Annotated in this window: 17 protein-coding genes; 10 read left to right on the forward strand and 7 right to left on the reverse strand. The window is 66.6% G+C overall.

The genetic code is table 11. The annotated features are described in order from the left end of the window. Positions 1 to 109: 109 nt before the first annotated feature. The 3 genes from AC1MLT_RS20590 to AC1MLT_RS20600 all read right to left on the reverse strand — a co-directional run bounded on the left by AC1MLT_RS20590 (position 110) and on the right by AC1MLT_RS20600 (position 2,494). Positions 110 to 1,204: a TAXI family TRAP transporter solute-binding subunit gene (locus AC1MLT_RS20590; RefSeq protein WP_481036123.1), complete on the reverse strand. Its 1,095-nt coding sequence runs from the start codon at positions 1,202 to 1,204 to the stop codon at positions 110 to 112. 25 nt (positions 1,205 to 1,229) lie between these two features. Beyond that, on the reverse strand, positions 1,230 to 1,856 hold the full coding sequence (locus tag AC1MLT_RS20595; RefSeq protein ID WP_481036124.1) for a hypothetical protein: 627 nt from the start codon (positions 1,854 to 1,856) through the stop codon (positions 1,230 to 1,232). Positions 1,857 to 2,104: 248 nt separating this feature from the next. Further along, positions 2,105 to 2,494 carry a hypothetical protein gene (locus AC1MLT_RS20600; RefSeq protein ID WP_481036125.1) on the reverse strand — a complete coding sequence of 130 codons (390 nt, stop codon included), beginning with the start codon at positions 2,492 to 2,494 and terminating at the stop codon, positions 2,105 to 2,107. On the opposite strand from AC1MLT_RS20600, the gene AC1MLT_RS20605 reads away from it, so the two are divergent. The 5 genes from AC1MLT_RS20605 (at position 2,493) to AC1MLT_RS20625 (ending at position 9,362) form a co-directional block, all read left to right on the forward strand. Beyond that, entirely contained in the window at positions 2,493 to 7,235 is a 4,743-nt protein-coding gene (locus AC1MLT_RS20605; RefSeq protein ID WP_481036127.1) for an RHS repeat-associated core domain-containing protein, read from the forward strand. The genes AC1MLT_RS20600 and AC1MLT_RS20605 overlap by 2 nt on opposite strands. An 18-nt stretch (positions 7,236 to 7,253) precedes the next feature. Further along, a complete protein-coding gene (locus tag AC1MLT_RS20610; protein WP_481036128.1) occupies positions 7,254 to 7,562 on the forward strand; it encodes a hypothetical protein in 309 nt (102 codons plus the stop codon). A 351-nt stretch (positions 7,563 to 7,913) separates the two neighbouring features. Beyond that, positions 7,914 to 8,645, forward strand: coding sequence for an RHS repeat-associated core domain-containing protein (locus AC1MLT_RS20615; RefSeq protein WP_481036130.1), 732 nt, complete (start codon positions 7,914 to 7,916; stop codon positions 8,643 to 8,645). Between the two features lie 15 nt (positions 8,646 to 8,660). Beyond that, positions 8,661 to 9,059, forward strand: a complete 399-nt coding sequence (locus tag AC1MLT_RS20620) for a hypothetical protein (RefSeq protein ID WP_481036132.1) — start codon at positions 8,661 to 8,663, stop codon at positions 9,057 to 9,059. 129 nt (positions 9,060 to 9,188) lie between these two features. After that, entirely contained in the window at positions 9,189 to 9,362 is a 174-nt protein-coding gene (locus AC1MLT_RS20625; protein ID WP_481036133.1) for a hypothetical protein, read from the forward strand. 670 nt (positions 9,363 to 10,032) lie between these two features. On the opposite strand, the gene AC1MLT_RS20630 is transcribed toward AC1MLT_RS20625, so the two are convergent. From AC1MLT_RS20630 to AC1MLT_RS20640, 3 genes are all read right to left on the reverse strand, one after another. After that, positions 10,033 to 10,539 (reverse strand): universal stress protein, encoded by a 507-nt coding sequence (locus tag AC1MLT_RS20630; RefSeq protein ID WP_481036135.1) that lies wholly within the window; start codon positions 10,537 to 10,539, stop codon positions 10,033 to 10,035. 88 nt (positions 10,540 to 10,627) lie between these two features. Then, complete coding sequence (argE, locus tag AC1MLT_RS20635) at positions 10,628 to 11,785, reverse strand: acetylornithine deacetylase (RefSeq protein ID WP_481036136.1); 1,158 nt, start codon at positions 11,783 to 11,785, stop codon at positions 10,628 to 10,630. A 149-nt stretch (positions 11,786 to 11,934) separates the two neighbouring features. Further along, positions 11,935 to 13,254: an MFS transporter gene (locus AC1MLT_RS20640; RefSeq protein WP_481036138.1), complete on the reverse strand. Its 1,320-nt coding sequence runs from the start codon at positions 13,252 to 13,254 to the stop codon at positions 11,935 to 11,937. Positions 13,255 to 13,465: 211 nt separating this feature from the next. Here AC1MLT_RS20640 and AC1MLT_RS20645 point away from each other — a divergent pair, with 211 nt between their 5' ends. Continuing rightward, positions 13,466 to 14,773, forward strand: coding sequence for an MFS transporter (locus tag AC1MLT_RS20645; RefSeq protein ID WP_481036139.1), 1,308 nt, complete (start codon positions 13,466 to 13,468; stop codon positions 14,771 to 14,773). Here AC1MLT_RS20645 and AC1MLT_RS20650 read toward each other — a convergent pair. Then, on the reverse strand, positions 14,736 to 15,710 hold the full coding sequence (locus AC1MLT_RS20650; protein WP_481036140.1) for a LysR family transcriptional regulator: 975 nt from the start codon (positions 15,708 to 15,710) through the stop codon (positions 14,736 to 14,738). The two genes, AC1MLT_RS20645 and AC1MLT_RS20650, sit on opposite strands and share 38 nt — an antisense overlap. Before the next feature lie 139 nt (positions 15,711 to 15,849). On the opposite strand from AC1MLT_RS20650, the gene AC1MLT_RS20655 reads away from it, so the two are divergent. The 4 genes from AC1MLT_RS20655 to AC1MLT_RS20670 are packed head-to-tail and all read left to right on the forward strand — an operon-like array spanning position 15,850 to position 19,852. Further along, positions 15,850 to 16,824 carry a tripartite tricarboxylate transporter substrate binding protein gene (locus AC1MLT_RS20655; RefSeq protein ID WP_481036142.1) on the forward strand — a complete coding sequence of 325 codons (975 nt, stop codon included), beginning with the start codon at positions 15,850 to 15,852 and terminating at the stop codon, positions 16,822 to 16,824. Between the two features lie 26 nt (positions 16,825 to 16,850). Continuing rightward, on the forward strand, positions 16,851 to 17,864 hold the full coding sequence (locus AC1MLT_RS20660) for a Bug family tripartite tricarboxylate transporter substrate binding protein (RefSeq protein WP_481036143.1): 1,014 nt from the start codon (positions 16,851 to 16,853) through the stop codon (positions 17,862 to 17,864). 34 nt (positions 17,865 to 17,898) lie between these two features. Next, positions 17,899 to 18,978 (forward strand): isocitrate/isopropylmalate dehydrogenase family protein, encoded by a 1,080-nt coding sequence (locus AC1MLT_RS20665; RefSeq protein ID WP_481036144.1) that lies wholly within the window; start codon positions 17,899 to 17,901, stop codon positions 18,976 to 18,978. Then, the gene (locus AC1MLT_RS20670) at positions 18,965 to 19,852 is read left to right on the forward strand and encodes an amidohydrolase family protein (protein WP_481036145.1); all 888 of its coding nucleotides are present in this window, start codon (positions 18,965 to 18,967) and stop codon (positions 19,850 to 19,852) included. The genes AC1MLT_RS20665 and AC1MLT_RS20670 overlap by 14 nt, the downstream gene beginning before the upstream one ends. The last annotated feature ends 20 nt before the right edge of the window (positions 19,853 to 19,872 follow it).

Genomic DNA, 19,872 nt, shown 5'->3' on the forward strand with positions numbered 1-19,872 from the left:
CATGAAAACTAACGACCGCCTTTGGCGCCATTTGTAGGACGACCTCCGAAGGCATCCCGGACAAGCCTCACACGACGATCCGCCAGGCGGCGACGGACCGCTCCGGGACTCAGCCCTTGCAGATCCCCAGCACCTTTTCCTGCTCCGTGCAGGCGCGCGCGGCCGGTTGCGGCCGGGTCGACGTTCCCGCGGCCGCGCCCGCGCGTTCCGGCGCCTGCCGCGCCGCGATGCACTTGCGCAGGCGGCGCTCCATCGGCGCGAAGTAGCGCCAACCCTGGCTCAGCGCCGGCAGCTCCAGCCGCACCTGCTTCCACTTCGGATGACCGTTGGCCTGCAGCTGGTCGAAGTTGGCGCACAGCGACTCGGCGAAGCGGTTGAGGCCGTCGACGGTCGAGTGCAGGCCGTAGTCGTAGGTCACCAGATAGGCCCGCACGCTCAGGGTCGGCACGTCGCCGGCCAGCCAGGTCGGATAGCTCTGCGCGCGCAGGGTGGCCGGGAAATAGGTCTTCTTCGCCCGCGCGCTCTCGGGCGCGGCATCGTCGAGCTTGAGGATCTTGATGTACTTGCGCGCCTCGGGCTTCATGTCGGCGAACAGCTTGGCGGGCTGGCCGGCGACGATGATGGCGACGTCGATCGACTTGTCGACGGTGAGCTTGGCCAGCGCCTCCTCGTTGCTCAGGTAGTGGGCGTTGGCCGTCGGCAGGGTCTCGCCGAACATCATCTGGTAGAGCGTACGCGAGGTCAGCGCCGTGCCGCTGCCGATCGGCCCGACGCCGATGCGCTTGTCCTTGATCTCGTGGATGGCATTGATCGGCGCGTCGGCGCGGGCGACGAAATAGATCTCCTCGTCGTAGAGCGGCATGATCAGGCGCAGCGGCCGGATGATGTTGCCGGCTTCCGCGTTGCCGGCCTTGGCCTCGTCGAGGAAGGCCTGATAGACGTCCGACTGCACCAGCGCCATGCGCACGCCGGGCTCGAAGCGCATGCGCTGCACGTTCTCGGCCGAGCCCTTCGACTCCAGCACCTCGAGCTCGATGCCCGCCGGCGCCGCGACCCATTTCGCCAGGTCGTTGCCGATCTGGATGTACGTGCCGGCCCTGGACGCCGTGACGATCTTGAAGGGGGTGGCGGGCGGCGCCGCGAGCGCCGGCGGCACGATCGCGGCGAGCATCAGCAGCCCGGCGAGGATGGATCGGACGGTCATGCGGACTCCTTCGGAAGCGGATGGATCAGGGAACGGTGCACAGGGACAGCGCGGCGAGGGCCTCGTTGCAGGACGACGACGCCGTGCCCGGGGCGCTCTCCCTCGCATCGGCCGACGCCGCTGGCGTCACGGATGCCGATGCCGGCGCGCCGGTCGGGTTCGCCGCCGGCGGGGACACGGCCACGGCCGGGGTCCGCACGACCGGGCCGGTGGCGGTGGCCGAGCGGGGCGGCGTCGGGCGCTCCTCGCGCGATGTCGGCCCCGCGACGGATGACGTCGATGGCGATGTCGCCGCGCTCTGCTGCTTCACATAACGGTCGTAGGCCATGCCCAGCAGCAGCACGCCCGCCAGCAGCGCCACCACGCCGATCGCCTTGCGGCGCCGTCGCGCGGCTCCGCCATCGTCGGCCCGGGCGCCGAGACCCGCGCGCGTGAAGTCGCCGGCGCCGGCATCCGCGGCGAGCGGCAGCGGTCCGAATGCATCGGTGGCGCCGGATGCGAGCGCCGGTGGCTCGCTGGCACCGGCCTTGTCCGGCGCGACCGTCTGGTCCTTGCCGCAATGCGGACAAATGCGGTCCTGTTCGGGCAGCAGGTCGCCACAGTGGCGGCAAGGTACCAGGAACGACGTGTCCAGATCAGCCAGATTCGCCATGGTGGTCGTGATGTCCTCGAGCGCGATGCGCAGGTCTTGCGTGCGGGAGGCGCGCGTTCGTTAAGAGTATCCCCTACGTCCGCGAGCTCCATGAATCGGGTTTTCGCGCAGCGTGGTCCTCGCGATGCGGCCGGGCCGGGGTTCCGAGGAGCGTCGCATGGCACCGGGGCCGGCTCGGGATCGCCATGCGCTGCCTGCCCTTGGACGGGCGAATTGCGGATCCGCCAATTTCTTTTGGCAAGGTTCAGTCAATTGCTTGGAATTGCCAATTGTTCAAACTCATTCCTGGGCATCGCGCTTAAAAACCTCCGCCACGGCATCGGAATACCGATGAATTTCCTGGGCGCGACGGACAACAGAATGAATGATTCGAAAATTGCGGGTGTGTGGTGGGGTGGTGAGTTCTTGTCGATCACAAAGCGGGGACAGGCTTTTGCAAGAAGAATAAATAGCTCTTTTTCAACTGGCTCCTTTCCAACTGGCTCTTTATCAATTGGCTCCTTCCCAGGGGACTCTTCTCCAAGTCGGCGTTTTGCAAGTCGCCATCTCGCCAATGGATCCGTCGCCCGCAGTGCTGTCTTGCTGCGTTTTCTCTTTTCGCTTTTCTCGCTTTTCTCTTCTTTCCGCTCCCGCGCCATGCTGCTCGCACTGCCGGTGCTCGCCTGCTGCGCGTCCCCCGTCGCCTGGGCCCTGCCCGCGCCCACCGACGGCTTCGCGGACTACCCGACCAAGCTCTCGGTGCTCCTGGCCAAGATGCCAGGCAGCGTGGCGGCCAGTGCGGCGGCCTATGCGCTGCCCTACGCCACGCGCGCGACACCCGAGCTGGCCTGCCAGCAGGTGATCGGGGAAGCGACCGCGGCAATGTTCTCGGCCCAGACCGGGATATCCGTCACCCTGATCTCCGCCGTCGTCTCGGGCCAGGCCCCCGAGTTCCAGTGTGCGGTCCGCTTCCGCTACACCGTCACCCCCGAGTTCGTCATGGACTCGGCCCCCACCAACTTCAAGGTCTGGTCCACGCGTGTGTGCAGTCCGCATGCCACCGCCGTTGCTTCGGGCGCGACCGACAGCTGCCAGTGCGACGTCGGCTACCAGGAGGACCCCACCCACACGAGCTGCGAGAAGGTCGAGGTCGAAGCCCAGATGTGCAAGGCCCAGGCCTACGGCCTGTCCTTCGGCCATCCGATCCTGCCCGCGACGCGCGAGAAGTACCGCTTCGAGGAGGACGTGGTCGATGGCGGTCCCGCGCCATTGAGCTTCGCGCGCACCTATCGCAGCAGCTGGGGCCTGGATGCCACGCGAGCGGCCACGGGCCTGGGCCCGGCCTGGACGCACAACCACGACATGACGCTCAGGACGTCCTCGGCATCCTCGGCATCGTCCGCGTCCCCGGCCACCGGCGTCACCGTGACCGATCCCGAAGGCACCGCGCGCGAGTTCACCCGCGCCTCCGACGCCGCCGCCTGGGTGGCCGTGGGCGGCACCGACCGCCTGGCGGCACTGCCCGGGGGTGGCTGGCGCTACACGCGCGCCGCCGATGACGTCGCCTTCGACTTCACCGCCACGGGACGGCTGTCGCGGCGCATCGAGCGCAATGGCTGGGCGACGCTCTACCGGCGCGATGCGAGCGATCGGCTGGTGAGCATCGTCAACCCCTTCGGCCGCACGCTGGACATCGGCTATGACGCGCTGGGTCGCATCCAGCAGGTCGGCCTGCCCGATGGCACGCTCACGCGCTATGGCTACGACACCGTGGGTCGCCTCGCCTCGGTGCGCTACACCGATGGACGCACGCGCGGCTTCGTCTACGAGTCCCCGGCCTTCCCCTATGCGCTGACCGGGCTGATCGACGAGCAGGGCCGGCGCTTCGCCACCTTCGCCTACGACGACATCGGGCGCGCCACGCGCACCGAGCTGGCCGAGGCGAACGAGCGCTACGACGTCGCCTACCCCCCCGGGGGCGGCGCCGTCGTCACCGATCCGCTGGGCACCCAGCGCGAGTTCGGCTTCGGCACGACGCAGCGCAAGCTGGCCGTGACCTCCACGTCGCTGCCCGCGGCGACGGGCCAGGCCGGCGCCGAGGCGGCCACGCGCGAGCAGGACGCCCACGGCCTGGTCACGCGCGAGGTCGACTTCCAGGGCGTGGTCACCACCACCACCTGGGACACCACCCGGCGCCTGCCGCTGACGGTCACGCGCGCGGCGGGCCTGCCCGAGGCGGTCGCGGTCACCACCGAATGGCACCCCACCTTCGCGCTGCCCGCGCGCGTGATCGAGGCGACGCGCACGACCACCTACACCTACGACGCGCAGGGCCGACTGCTCTCGCAGACCATCGCCCCGGCCGGGGCACCGGCGGCCACGGCCATCCTCGGCAACGACTCCACCCCGGGCACCCAGGTGCGCAGCTGGAGCTACGACGCCGCAGGCCTGGTGGCCTCCGAGACCGCGCCCAACGGCGCGCGCACCACCCACGCCTACGACGCGCGCGGCAACCGCACGCAGTCGACCAACGCCCTGGGCCACGTCACGCGCTACACCTGGGACGCGGGCAACCGGCTGGCCAGCCAGACCGCGCCCAACGGCCTGGTCACCACCTACGCGTGGGACCCGCGCGGGCACCTGCTGAGCCAGACCGTGGGCGGGGTGCAGACCACCACCTACACCTACACCGAGAGCGGCGAGCTCGCCACCGTGCGCCAGCCCGACGGCCTGGTCGTGACCCATGCCTACGACGCCGCCCACCGGCCGATCGGCTGGCGCAACAACCGCGGCGAGTCGGCGACCTTCACGCTCGACCGCATGGGCAACCGCGTTCGCTCGCGGATCAGCGACGCCACCGGCACCACGGTCTGGGACCGTGTCATCGCTGTCAATGCCCTCAACCGCGTGTCCGACGAGTCCATTGGCGACTCCACGCGGCGCAGGTTCACCTATGACGCCAATGGCGAGCGCGTCAGCCAGACCAACGCCTACGACGAGACCACGCGCTATGGCTTGGACGCACTGCGACGCATCGCTTCGATCACCGTGCTTGATCGGAGCAATTCAGGCCCCACGGCCCGACGCGGTTTCGATGCGGCGGGCCATGTCACCCGCGCCACCGATTTCGGCGGCGTGGCCACCGACTATGTCCGCGATGCCCAGGGGCGGGCCACCTCCGAGATCAGCGCCGACATCGGCAGCCGCGCCACCCGCTACGACGCCCTGGGCCTGCCCGCGACGATCACCGATGCACGGGGTCAGACCACGACCTTCGAGCGCGACGCGCTGGGTCGCCCGACGCGCATCACCCATGCCGACGGCCAGTCCGCCAGCCTGCGCTACGACCTGAGCGGCGCGGCCTACAACGCCGCCGGCTCGCCCCAGGCGAGCGTGGGCGGCCTCTCGGAGATGACCGACCGCTCGGGCACCACGACCTACCAGCGCGATGCCTTCGGTCGCGTGGTGCGCAAGACCCAGCAGCTGGCCAACGGCATGACGCACGTGCTGGCCACGAGCTACACCGCCGCCGGCCAGATCGACACGGTGGTCTATCCCGGTGGCGCCGATCAGCTGCTGCGCCATGTCTACGACGACACGGGGCGCCTGGTGCGCATGGACTGGAAGGGGCAGCCCCTGCTGACCCAACTCACCTGGACGCCGCTGGGTCAACCCGCCAGCTGGGTCTGGGCGGGGGGCGGCAGTGCGGGGGCCAAGCCCATCGCCACACGGCGCTGGTACGACAGAGAAGGTCGCCTGATGGCTGCCGACGTGGATGGCCAAGCGATGCTGTCCTATTTCTATAACTCGAAGGGACAACCTTTTTACTTTAATCAGCTGCTGGCATTGCCAACGAATGCAGGTGATACCAACTCGACCATCGAGACCAGATGGCATCAAGCCACTGCTGTCTATGACTACTTTTCGCGGCTCGCGATCTGGGTCTTCCTCAGCGCCACCAATGCCTCGACATACGGCGACGTCGATTACTTCAATCAGGACGCCAACGGCAATCGCACGTTGCGTAGTCGCCTTCATTTCAAGCCAGATTATTGGGCTCGCGTGACGGCTGAAGGTCTCGAGTACAAGTCGATAGGCAACCGACTGACGGGCTTGGAACTGAGCACGTTTGCTGTAACACGTGATCCCAGTCATCCAGACCAAGACATTTATTCAAAACCCGTCCGCACGCAAGCCACCTACGACCACGATGCCAATGGCGCACGCACGGGCGATGGCTTGCGCAGCTATGCCTACGACGCCGCCGGCCGCCTGAGCAGCGTCACCACCGGCGCTTCGGCGACCAGCCCGACCACCCGCTACGCCCACAACGCGCTCGGCCAGCGCGTCTTCAAGACCGAGCCCATCTATCCGGCGTCCCCCACGGAGACGGGCTCCGGCCTCATGGCGTTCTTCGCCCGCCTGTGGGCCGGCGCGTCCGCCAGCACCACCACCAGCGAGGCCGAGCGCCTGGGCAACGCCTATGTCTACGACGAGGACGGCACGCTCATGGGCGAGTACGGCGCGGGCGGCGCCCTGAGCGCGGGCTCGCGTCAGTACATCTGGCTGCCCACGTCCGCCGGGCCGATGCCCGTGGCCACGGTGCAGAACAACTCGGCTGTCCAGTCCGTCATGGCCGACCACCTCAACACGCCGCGCCGCGTCATGCACGCCGACGGCACGCTGCTGTGGCAATGGCCGCTCTCCGCCTTTGGCGAGACACCTCCCACCATCGCGCAACGACGATTCGCCACCGTCGCGCCGGTCGAGGGCGAATTCGAGTTCAACTTGCGCTACCCGGGCCAGTACTTCGACAAGGAGTCGGAACTGCACTACAACGGGTTCCGCACGTACGACCCGAAGACCGGGCGGTACACGCAGCCTGATCCGATCGGGCTGGCGGGAGGGTGGAATCGGTTCAACTATGTGGGTAGCAATGCGCTGGCGTTCAGCGATCCGAATGGCTTGGCGGCACAGGCCGTGGCGCCAGTGGCCATGGCCCTGCCAGCCGTCATGGTGGGGTATGCGATCAGTCCCGGATTTCGGAGTCTGGTCAACAACACCGCAAGACAGTGTTTCGCTGCGATCGAGCGGATGTTTTCGGAAGAAGCGAAGAGCGAAAACAGATTTCCAGATCGCAAACTTCCGCGAACTCCGGATGGAATCGCGTTGCCAGATCCCGAAGCTGAAGGGCCTTACACACAACTCGGTCAACAAGAAGGACGTAATGGAAATTATGATCAGGCGCGCGAGTTTGACGCCAATGGAAATCCCGTAAGGGATATCGATTTCACAGATCACGGCCGTCCTAGTAGTCATCCCAGTCCGCATCAGCACGAGTATCTTCCTAACGCGACTGGGGGCACCCCACAGAGAGGACCCACGTCACCGCTGCGCTGAAACATAGGCCATAAAAAAATGAAAAGCTCTTTAGAAAATTTCCCTATCGATGGAATCACGTGCAGCAACGTCCTGAATAATGCTGCCACTTCTGAAAAAAATTGGATTTTGAGCAACATAGAAACATTAACAGATGTTCCTGCACTCGCACTTGGCGATCTTTGGAAAAAAGTTCAAAATGGACCATTGACAATCACCACATCCAATCTCTGCAAAGCTCTTGATTTAGCAAGTCAAGTAATTATTTTGGATGTGAGGCTGGCCGAAAATCCTTCCATTCAACTTTACATTGACGATGGCTTAATGATTGAATGCAACTTGCCGTGATTTTTAAAACTCAGCATTTTTTAAAGAATTTTTTCCGATAAACAATGATAAAAAACGGTAATATACAGACAGGATCGTGCTTCACGGCGCTTTTCGTCCGCCTGTAGGCTGACGCATCCACTAGCACCACCAGCGAGGCCGAGCGCCTGGGCAACGCCTATGTCTACGACGAGGACGGCACGCTCATGGGCGAGTACGGCGCGGGCGGCGCCCTGAGCGCGGGCTCGCGTCAGTACATCTGGCTGCCCACGTCCGCCGGGCCGATGCCCGTGGCCACGGTGCAGAACAACTCGGCTGTCCAGTCCGTCATGGCCGACCACCTGAACACGCCATGTCGCGTCATGCACGCCGATGGCACGCTGCTGTGGCAATGGCCGCTCTCCGTCCTTCGGCGAAACGCCCCCCACCATCGCGCAACGACGATTCGCCACCGTCGCGCCGGTCGAGGGAGAATTCGAGTTCAACCTGCGCTACCCGGGCCAGTACTTCGACAAAGAGTCGGAACTGCACTACAACGGATTCCGCACGTACGACCCGAAGACCGGGCAGTACACGCAGCCTGATCCGATCGGGCTGGCGGGAGGGTGGAATCGGTTCAACTATGTGGGTAGCAATGCGCTGGCGTTCAGCGATCCGAATGGCTTGGCGGCACAGGCCGTGGCGCCAGTGGCCATGGCCCTGCCAGCCGTCATGGTGGGGTATGCGATCAGTCCCGGATTTCGGAGTCTGGTCAACAACACCGCAAGACAGTGTTTCGGTGCGATCGAGCGGATGTTTTCGGAAAGCGCTAATTCGACTGTAAACCCCTCGGACGATGACTCAGCCTCCGGAACTAATCGCCCCGAAGGGGTGCCAGAAAACTGGGTTGAAGTTCCCAGCCGTGACGGCAAAGGCACAAAATGGATCGATCCAAACAATCCAAAGGGGGGCGATTATGTGAGGGAGCGTGGTGACGGAACTCTTACACAAGTGAAAAATGGGCGCGCTTTGGATTCAAACGGGGTGCCAGCTTCCAATCTATCTTCCACAGAAGCACACTTTCCACGTGATCATGGAAATTTAGACCATGACTCAAATTTTTAAATTTCAGAGGACGACATGATTCCTTTTGATATCCGCATGGCCAATTTTCTAGGAAGCACTGCCTTCATCGCAGATAAGAAATTACAACATGCAATGTGGGCCGAAAGAAACAAAAAAATATCTTCAATAATTTCGCTTGGAGAGCTTTATGCTCAATTTTTCGATGATAACGACATTGATAATTTCATTATAGATGAGCTTGATAAATCGCTTTTGACGAAAGAGCAAAAAGAAGCCATTAAAGTGATTAGAGATGCCCTAAATAATTTCACCAAGGCCCCCAACAGAAAAACATATCAGGCAAGTGACGCAGAGCTAATTGATGATCCAGAGTGGGGGCAGATTGTCTTGCTCGCACAGTCAACCCTGAATATTTTCGAAAAAGACAAAAATACTCAATTATTTCGACCTTAGTCCGAAAAACCGCATTCAATCAATCACCACTTGAAATTGAAGCCGTCAAATAGCGTCAGATAAAATGGTCGGGTCGTTGCAGGTCATCGGACTAATCTGCCTCGCAATCCTCGTTAAGGAGCGAAAAAATTGAAATTTGAAAAAATCGAATCATTATTTGCAAAGCTATTAGAGGCAACCATGCCAGCATTGTCTAGTTACGAACAAGAGGAAGTACAACGATTCGTAGATGCTGGAGAGTACGGCTTGGCTCTGGAAAAACTGCCGCTGTTTATGTTGAGGAAAAAAAATTTGTGTCTTTAGAGGTTATTGATTTGATGAAGTGTTTAGCACTGGCTATGTCTATAGATCCTTCAAAGCTTTTATCTGATAAAAGAAAATAACTTTTGGTCAGCCACGAAATGATCGTGCGAACCCGTGCGCAACATGCCTGTCATCTGAAGATTGAAGGCAGCACTCTTGGGCTGCCCGACTAAGTTCATTGACCCAGCAACACATAGCCTTTTGCCTGGCAGGCCTGAACTCAATGCATCAGACTAACGGGAGGGTTTGATCGGTTCAACCACATAGGCGGCAATGCATTCAGCGATGCAGACGGCACGGGATTACAGACCGACGGATTGAATCGACAAATCCATCCATACTCAATCCCTAATCCGACCTTATATTCGCAGCGACTTTGGCATGCCGATTGATGCGAGATTCGCACGAGATCGCGTTCCCTGAGCCCAAGGTCGATCCACCTTGCACGCAACTCGATCGACAGGGAGGACGTAACGAAAATTACGATCAGACTCGCGAGTCCAACGCCAATGGAATTTAGTGAACGATATCGACTTCACGGATCACAACTGTCCTCGTAGTCATCCGAATCCGCAGCCCACTTGGCTAGCGTCGCACGGATCCCACGTGATCACACACCGCGCACGCCCCCCTCGTCACGTGCGCCAACCCCGCCCCTCCACTCGCCCCTTCACTGCTGCGCCAGCATCCCCGCCGGCAGCGCGAAGTCCTCCGACTCCGCCGTTGCCAGTTCGGGCGCGCGCACCAGCAGCACGGGCACGGGCGCGTGGCGCAGGATGTGCTCGGCGCTGCTGCCCATCACCCAGCGGCCCAGGCCGCGGCGGCCGTGGGTGCCCAGGACGATCAACTCGGCGTGGGAATGCACGGCTTCCGCGATCACCTGCTCGTGCACCGGCCGGCGGAAGCCGTCGAGCAGCACGGTGTCGGCCTCGACATGCGAGGCGGCGGCTTCGGCCTTGGCTTCCTTGAGCAGCTTGGCCGCGTCGCCGCGCAGGGTGCCGAGCCAGTCGCCGGTGTAGCCGCCATAGGCATCCATCACCAGCGCGAAGGAGAGCTCGTCGATCACGTGCACCAGCCGCAGGCGCCCGCCGGAGAGCTGGGCCAGGCGGATGGCCTCGCGCAGTCCGGCGCGCGACGTCGAGCTGCCATCGATGGGAACAAGGATCTTCTGGTACATGACGGGACTCCCGGCTGTGGATGAAGCAGCCCAGTGTCCGCGCCGATGCGGCGGCGGAACTTGACGTCGATCAAGCCCGGCCGTGGTTTCAGACCGTCAGCGAATGTCCGAGCTTGCGCAGGAAGCCCTCGCAGGCCGCGAGCTGGTCGAGCGCCACGAACTCGTCGGGCTTGTGGGCGTGCTCGATGTGGCCGGGACCGCAGATGACGGTCGGAATGCCGGCCTGCTGGAACAGCCCGCCCTCGGTGCCATAGGCCACCTTGCGGGTCTCGCGGTCGTCGGTCAGGGCGCGCACCAGCTCGATGATGGCTTCCTGTTCCGCCGTCTCCATGCCGGGCGCCGAGGCGCTGGCCGTGATGTCGATGTCGGCATCGGCGTATTCCTGGCGCATGCGCGGCAGCAGCTCGTCGCGCACGTACTGCTCGACCTGCGCGCGGATGCCATCGACCGACATGCCCGGCAGGTTGCGGAACTCGTACTGGAACTCGCACAGCTCGGGAATGGTGTTGACCGCGATGCCGCCCTGGATCTGGTTGGTGGTCAACGTGGTGAACGGCACGTCGAAGTACTCGTCATAAGGCCCGTGGGCGCGATAGTGGTCGGCGATGTCGCGGATGCGGCAGATCAGGCGAGCCGCGTACTCGATGGCATTGCAGCCGCGCGGCGTGAGCGACGAATGCGCCGCCCGCCCATGGACCCGGCAGCGGAACAGGTTGATGCCCTTGTGCGCCACCACCACCTGCATGCCGGTCGGCTCGCCGACGACGCAGCCATCGGCGCGCAGTCCGCGTTGCTTGAGCTCGGCCAGCATCACCGGCGCGCCCACGCAGCCGACCTCCTCGTCGTACGAGAACGCCAGGTGCAGCGGCTTCTTGCGCGGCATCGCCAGGAACTCGGGCACCAGCGCCAGCGAGGTCGCGATGAAGCCCTTCATGTCGGCCGAGCCACGCGCATAGAGCTTGCCGTCGCGCTCGTCGATGCGGAAGGGATCGCTGTGCCAGTCCTGGCCATCGACCGGCACCACGTCGGTGTGGCCCGACAGGATGATGCCGCCGTCGGCGCGGCCATCGGCCGCCGGCAGGGTCGCGAACAGGTTGGCCTTGCGGCCGTCGGGCGAGGCGATGACGTCGGCGCGCACGCCGTGGCCGGCCAGGCCCTCGCGCACGGACTCGATCAGGTCGAGGTTGGAATTGCGGCTGGTGGTGTCGAAGGCGATCAGGCGCTCGAGCCATTGGCGGGTGTTCATGGGCGGGAAACTCGCAAAGCGATCAGTCTAATTGCCGGCTCCATTCCGTCGCCGCTCGTCGACCATCGACCCATCGACCCATCGACCCATCGACCCGTCGAGGCGACGAACGACGCGCGACCGGGGACGTGCCCGCCGCATCCCGCCGTTCAGTCCAGCACGCGGTTGCGCGACTCCACATCGACCATCGCGATGGCGATGGCGCCGGCGACCAGCATGCTGGAGATCAATGCCAGCGCCAGCGTGAAGTGCGTGCTCATCACCGGCGCGATGATGGCCGGCGCGAACAGCCCGCCGAAGCGCGCGACGGCGCCGGCCATGCCCATGCCGCTCGCGCGCAGGTCGGTCGGATAGACCTCGGGCGTGAAGGCATAGAGGGCGCCCCAGGTGCCCAGCAGCGAGAAGCTCATCAGCAGCGTCGAGCCGACCACCAGCGCCGGCGTGGTGCCCAGGCTGTAGAGCATGGCGCCGACCGCGCTGAGCAGCAGGAAGCCGATCAGCGTCGGCTTGCGGCCCCACTTCTCCACGCCATGGGCCGACAGCGCGAAGCCCGGCAACTGGACCAGCGCCAGCACCACCAGGAACACCTGGCCGCGCATGAACGCGAAGCCCTCGGAGCTCAGCTTGATGGGCAGGTGGACGAACACGCCGTAGTAGGCGATGGAGATCAGAGCCCAGGCGGCCAGCAGCGCCAGGCTGCGGCGCAGGTGGTCGGGCGAGAACAGCGCGAACATCGATTGGCGCGCCATCGTCTCGGCGCGCAGCGGCGGGATCTCGGCCGTGCTGCCGTTGGCCCTGGCCACGCGCTGGAGCACCTGCCGCGCCTGGTCCGAGCGGCCGTTGCGGTTCAGGAACATCGGCGATTCGGGGATGTGGAAGCGCAGCACCACGCCGATGAGCGCGGGAATGCCGGTGACGAAGAAGATGACGCGCCAGGCGTCGTTGCCGTAGGCCACCGCGGCCAGTGCCAGCAGCGCCAGGAAGATCGTGCCGATGGCCCAGAACGATTCCAACAGGACCAGCCACCGGCCGCGCCGGTCGCTCGGCAGGAACTCCGCCATCATGGTGTAGTCGACCGGCAGCGTGCCGCCCACCCCGATACCGGTGAGGAAACGCAGCACCAGCAGCCAGGCCAGGTCGGGCGCGAAGGCCGAGGCGACGCCGCACAGCGCGTCGATCACCACCGCCATCATCAGCACCGGCCGGCGACCGATGCGGTCGGCCAGCCGGCCGAAGACGAAGGCGCCGATCATCATGCCGATGAAGAAGAAGGTGCCGGTCCTCAGGGCCTCCGGCACGCTGATGCCGAAGGTCCTGGCGATCGACGGCGCGCTGAAGCCGATCGACAGCACCTGCATCGCGTCGGCCAGCCACACCAGGCCGAAGATGACGAACAGCCGGTACTGGAATCGTCCGACACCGGCGGTCCGGATGCCTGTTTCGACGCTGATGGGCAGGGATGACGTCATGAAAGCGACTCCAGGCGGATGTTGGGGCGGGTGAGGAAACGGGGACGGGGGAGCGACGGGACGCGGCGACGCCATCGGGCCGGCCGCCGCCGACTCCGCCGCGACGTGGTCGCCGTGCGCGCCGGCCGCGACTCGCGCATGATCGGCCCTCCCCAGCGGGCGCCATCGGCGCCCGCGGGCGTCCGATCATTCTCAATCCCGATCCGTTCCGATGCAGACAACCACCACCCAATCCTCCAAGAAAAGCATCCTCGCGGCCGTCATCGGCAATGCGCTGGAGTGGTACGACTTCCTGGCCTTCGCCTTCATGACGCCCATCGTCGCGAAGCTCTTCTTCCCCAACAATCCGGCGGATCCCGACAACAACATCAACCAGATCCTGCTGACCACCGCCGTCTTCGGCGTCGGCTTCTTCATGCGCCCGGTCGGCGGCATCGTGCTGGGCCTCTATGGCGACCGCAAGGGCCGCAAGGCGGCGATGGTGATGGTCACCGGCCTGATGGCGGTGGCGATCGCGTTGATCACCATGGCACCGACCTACGCCGCCGTGGGCATCCTGGCGCCGCTGTTCATCGTGCTGGCGCGACTGCTGCAGGGCTTCGCCGCCGGTGGCGAGTTCGGCACCTCGACCGCGCTGCTCATCGAGATGGCGCCGCCCGGCAAGCGCGGCTTCTATGGCTCCTGGCAGATGACCGGCCAGATGGTCGCCCTGCTGCTGGGCGCGGCCGCCGGCACGCTGATCACGGAGATCTTCACGCAGCAGCAGCTGATGGACTGGGCCTGGCGCCTGCCGTTCGCCTTCGGCCTGCTGATCGTGCCGGTGGCGATCTACATCCGCCGCCACGTCGAGGAACCCGAGGCCTTCAAGCAGATGAAGGCGGCGCAGGCCACCGGCCAGGTGCGCCAGGCGACGCTGGGCGAGATGCTGCGCAACCACCGGCGCGAGACGCTGGTCGGCATGGGCCTGGTGGTCACGCTCACGGTCTCGATCTACATCACCTTCACCTACCTCACGACCTTCTCCACCGTCACGCTCAAGCTGCCGCTGCGCGACACCTTCCTGGTGCAGATGGCCAGCGCCGTCTTCATGATCGTGCTGATGCCGCTGATGGGCGCCTGGTCCGACCGCATCGGCCGCCGGCCACTGATGATCGGCTCGCTGATCGGCTACCTGCTGGTGCTCTATCCGGCCTATGCCTGGCTGACGGCCGAGCCGTCGATCACGCGGCTGCTGGTGGCGCAGCTGGCGATCTGCGTCTTCGTGTCGGTCTACTTCGGCGTCTTCAGCACCGTCATCGCCGAGCTGTTCCCGGCCAACGTGCGCTCGCTGGGCATGTCCCTGGCCTACAACATCGCGGTCATGATCTTCGGCGGTTTCGCCCAGTTCATCGTCACCTGGCTGATCCGCGCCACGGGCTCGCCGATGGCGCCGGCCTACTACGTGATGTTCGGCGTGACGGTGGGCCTGATCGCGGCCTTCTTCATCCGCGACCGGACGCACGACGCCTCGATCCAGTAGTCGTCCGGCCACCCGGATGGCCACCGGGCCGGTCGCCCGGTCGGCCGGCCTCGCGATGCGCCGCGACCAGCGCATCGTGGAAGGCCTGCGCCGCCGCCCCCGACGGGCGACCGCGCCGGCGCACGATGCCCACGCTGCGCGCCAGCTCGGGCTCGACCAGCGGCACGCCCACCAGCGACGAGCCGGCGCCGCCGGTCAATGCCAGGCGGGGCACAGCGCCCACGCCGACCCCGGCCTCGATCAGGCTCAACTGCGCCGGCACGTGCTGCGCCTCGCAGGTCCAGCGCGGTCGCTCGGCCACCCTGGCCAGGCCCTGGTCCATCAGCAGCCGGTTGCCGCTGCCCGGCGCCAGCACCACGCAGTCGTGATCGGCCAGCTCGGCCCAGCGCACCGAGCGCTGGCGCGCCAGCGGGTGGTCGGCGCGGCAGGCCAGCACGAAGGGTTCCTCCACCAGCGGCTCGAATTCCAGGTCGGGCTCCTGGGCGCCCAGGTAGGTGATGCCGAAGTCGGCCTCCAGGCGCGCCACCGACAGCAGGATGGCGGGTGCCGGCTGGTCCAGCAGGCGCACCCGGATGCTCGGGAAGCGGCGATGGAAATCGCGCACCACGCCGGCGACGAAGTTGTCGACCGCCGAGGGGATGCAGGCCACCGTCACCAGCCCGTGGATGCGCTCGGACAGGTCGGCCATGCCCAGCAACGCGACATCCAGTTCCCCCAGCACATGGCGCGCGCGCGGCAGGAAGGCGCGCCCCATGGCGTTGAGCTCGACCTTGCGCGTGGTGCGCTCGAGCAGCCGGAAGCCGAGCGCCTGTTCGAGCTTGTCGACCCGCCGCGAGAGCGCCGGCTGCGACAGGTGCAGGGCCTCGGCCGCCGCGCGGAAGCTGGCGAGGTCGGCCACGGCGACGAAGGCGCGCAGGTCGGAGAGGTCGAAATTCATGCGTGGATCGGATCAATCGAGAGTTTCTTTGCAATTTACAGCAAGGCAACGCCATCGGATCATCCACCGCACGACTGGCCCCGCGGCAGCCCCCGGCCCGCCGCGAAGGGCCCGCGCGACGCAACCCGACGGAGACACCATGACCCCTTCCCACCGCAGCCGGCGACTGCTGCTGGCCGCGCTCGCCATCCTGCCGATGGCCGCGCTCGCGCAGGCCCCGTGGCCGACGCGGCCGATCACGCTGATCGTCCCCTTCGCGCCCGGGGGCGGCACCGACAGCATCGCCCGCGACATCGCCAAGAACATGGCCGACCGGCTCGGACAGCCCGTGATCATCGACAACCGGGGCGGCGCCGGCGGCTCGATCGGCGCCAACGCGGTGGCCAAGGCGCCGGCCGATGGCCACACCCTGCTGTTCGCCACCTCGACCTTCGCGACCAACGCCGCCATCGAGCCCCGGCTGCCCTTCGATCCGTCGAAGGACTTCAGCCCGGTCGCGATGATCGGACGCGGGCCGCTGCTGGTGGTCGCCAACAAGGGCCTCGGCGTCTCGACCATCGCCCAGCTGGTCGCCGCCGCCAGGGCGAAGCCGGAGGGACTGAACTACTGCTCGGCCGGCAACGGCAGCATCAATCACCTGTCGGGCGAGATGTTCCGCCAGCGCACCGGGCTCGAGATGACGCACGTGCCATTCAAGGGCAGCGCGCCGGCCACGGTGGAACTGCTGGCCGGCCGGGTCGACCTGTTCTTCGCCACGGTGCCGACGATCCAGACGCACCTGAAGGACGACAAGCTGAGCGTGCTGGCCGTGACCAGCGCCCGGCGCTCGCCGCTCTTCCCCGCCGTGCCCACCCTGGCGGAGGCCGGCGTGCCGGGCTTCGACGTCACGACCTGGTGGGGCGTGCTCGCCCCGGCCCGCACGCCGGGCGCCATCGTCGAGGCGCTCAACCGCGCCGTCAACGACGCGGCGGCCGCCGAGCCGGTGAAGAGCCGGCTGCTGCACGAAGGCGCCGACCCGGTCCGCCTGACGCCCGTGGCCTTCGGCGAGGAGCTGCGCAAGGAGCTCGCGCTCTGGCGCGACGTCGCCCAGAAGCCCGGCATGCAGCTGCGTTGATCCCCCCGAACCGGAACCTTCCCCTCATGTCCCTCGATCTCGCTCTCGCTCTCGCTTCCACGCCGGCGCTCCACCGCCGCCGCTTCCTCGGTGGCTGCGCCGCCACGACGGCGCTCGCCCTGGCCGGCAATGCCTTCGCCGCCGACTGGCCCGAACGCACCGTGACGGTGATCGTCCCCTACGCGCCCGGTGGCCAGGGCGATGTCTTCGCCCGCCTGGTGGGCGACCGGCTGGGTCGCGCCCTGGGCCAGCCGGTGATCGTCGACAACCGGCCCGGCGCCAGCGGCGCGCTGGGCGCCCGGCTGGTGGCCAAGGCGCCGGCCGATGGCTATACCCTGCTGCTGGGCCAGACCGGCGAGGTCGCCATCAATGGCACGGCCATGAGGAAGCCGGGCTACGACGCGCTGAAGGAATTCCGCGCCGTGGCGCTGGTGGGCAACGCGCCGCTGGTGCTCGCGGTGCCGGCGGACTCGCCCTGGCGCAGCGTCGCGGACCTGGTGCGGACGGCGCGCGAGAAGGCCGGGGGCGTCGCCTATGCCTCTTCGGGCACCGCCACGCCCGGCCATCTGGCGGCGGCGGCCCTGGCCGCGGGCACCCGTACCGACATGACCCACGTGCCCTACAAGGGCGCCGGCCAGGCCATCACCGACCTGATCGGCGGCCAGGTGCAGTTCTTCTTCGCCAGCGCGTCGTCGATCATGCCGCACCTGCAGGGCGGCCGCGTGCGCGCGCTGGCGGTCTCGACGCCGACGCGGCTGGCGGCGCTGCCGCAGGTGCCACCGGTCGCCGACACGCTGCCGGGCTTCGACTTCAGCCTGTGGGGCGGCTACTTCGCCCCGCGCGCCACGCCCGACGCCATCGTGCGCAGGCTCTCGGACGAGATCAACCGGATCATCGCCGAGCCCGAGCTCAAGCAGCGCTTCGAGTCCGAGGGCAGCGCCGTGACCCCCCTGACGCCGGAGCGCTTCGACCGCTTCGTACGCGACGAGATCGCCAAGTACGCGCGCCTCATCAAGGCCACCGGCGCGACCCTCGAATGACATCCTCCCTCCACTCCCACGCCCCCACGCTCCCATGAAAATCGTTGTTCTTCCCGGTGACGGCATCGGCCCCGAAACCATGGCCGCCACGCTCGAGGTGCTGCAGGCGGCATCGGCGCGCTTCGACCTCGACCTCCAGTTCGACCACGACGTCGCCGGCCACGAGAGCCTGACGCGACACGGCGCCACCGTGACGCCGGCCCTGCTGGCCAAGGTCAAGGCCGCCGACGGCCTGATGCTCGGCCCCATGGCCACCTACGACTTCAAGGACGAGGCCAAGGGGGAGATCAATCCCTCGAAGTTCTTCCGCAAGGAGCTCGACCTCTACGCCAACATCCGTCCGGCGCGCACCTGGAATGGCGTCCCGCACAAGGTCGACGCCTTCGATCTGGTGGTGGTGCGGGAGAACACCGAGGGCTTCTATGCCGACCGCAACATCGAGTCGGGCGCCAGCGAGATGCTCATCACATCGGACGTGGTGATCTCGCTGCGGCGCATCACGCGCCACTGCTGCGAGCGCATCGCCCGCTCGGCCTTCGAGCTGGCCATGACGCGCCAGCGCCACGTCAGCATCGTGCACAAGGCCAACGTGCTGAAGATCGGCGACGGCATGTTCATCGACGAGTGCCGGCGCGTCGCGCTGGAGTTCCCGGAGGTGCGGGTCGACGACTTCATCGTCGACGCCATGATGGCCCACGTGGTGCGCGCGCCGCAGAAGTTCGACGTCATCGTGACGACCAACATGTTCGGCGACATCCTGTCGGACCTGACGGCGGAGCTCTCCGGCAGCCTGGGCCTGGGCGGCTCGCTCAACGCCGGACGCGACCACGCCATGGGCCAGGCGGCGCATGGCTCGGCGCCCGACATCGCCGGCCAGGATGTCGCCAATCCGTTCTCGCTGATCCTCTCGGCCGGCCAGCTGCTCGGCTGGCACGGGCAGCGGCGCGCGCTGCCGGCCTTCGTCGCCGCGGCGCAGGCGATCGAGGACGTGACGGCCGAGGCGATCCGCGCCGGCGACGCCACGCGCGACGTCGGCGGCAGCCTGGGCACCGCCGCGACCGGCAGGGCCTTCGCGCAGCGGCTGGCGCGCGGGGCGCGGCATGACGGCACCTGAGCAGCCGGAGCAGCCGGAGCACCCCGGCGGGGCCTGGCCGGCCGATGGCTGCGACTGCCACGTGCATGTGATCGGCGATCCGATGCGCCATCCCATGGTGCCGCAGCGGCACTACACGCCCGGGCCGGCATCGGTCGCCGCGCTGCGCCATCACCTCGACGGCCTGGGCCTGCGGCGCGCGGTGATCGTGCAGCCGAGCGTCTATGGCAGCGACAACCGCTGCCTGCTCGAGAGCCTCGAACAGCTGGCCGGCGCGGGTCGCGGCGTCGCCGTGCCGGCCGACGATGCCGCGCCGGCCGAATTGCGCCGCCTGCATGCCGCCGGCGTGCGGGGCGTGCGCCTCAACCTGGAGAGTTCCGGCAACCAGGACGTGGCGACGCTGGAGCGCCTGCTGGTCGAGTGGAGCGGCCGCATCGCCGACCTGGGTTGGCATCTGCAGCTCTACGCCGCCACCGATGTCGTCGACCGCATCGCCGGGCGGCTGGCGACATTGCCGGTGAAGGTGGTGCTCGATCATTTCGCGCTGGTGGCCGGCGCTCCCGGCACACCCGGCACGCCCGGCGCAGGCACCGTCGAGGACCTGCTGCGCAGCGGCCGCGTGCTGGTGAAGCTCTCCGCGCCCTATCGCCTGCCCTCGCCCGCGCTGGCCGATGCGTGGGCGCGGGCCTTCCTGGCCGCGGCGCCGGAAGCGGTGCTCTGGGGCAGCGACTGGCCCCACACGGCGCGCCGACCCGGCGCCGGCGCGCACGAGGTCAGTCCCTATCGCGACGTGCCCCCGGACACGCTCGCGGCCGACCTGCGGACCTGGCTGCCCACGGCCGAGGCGCGAACGCGCGTGCTGCGCGACAACCCGGCGGCGCTCTACGATTTCTGAATGCGCGACGCGTGCCTGCC

The organism is Variovorax sp. PEI5 (assembly GCF_056679935.1).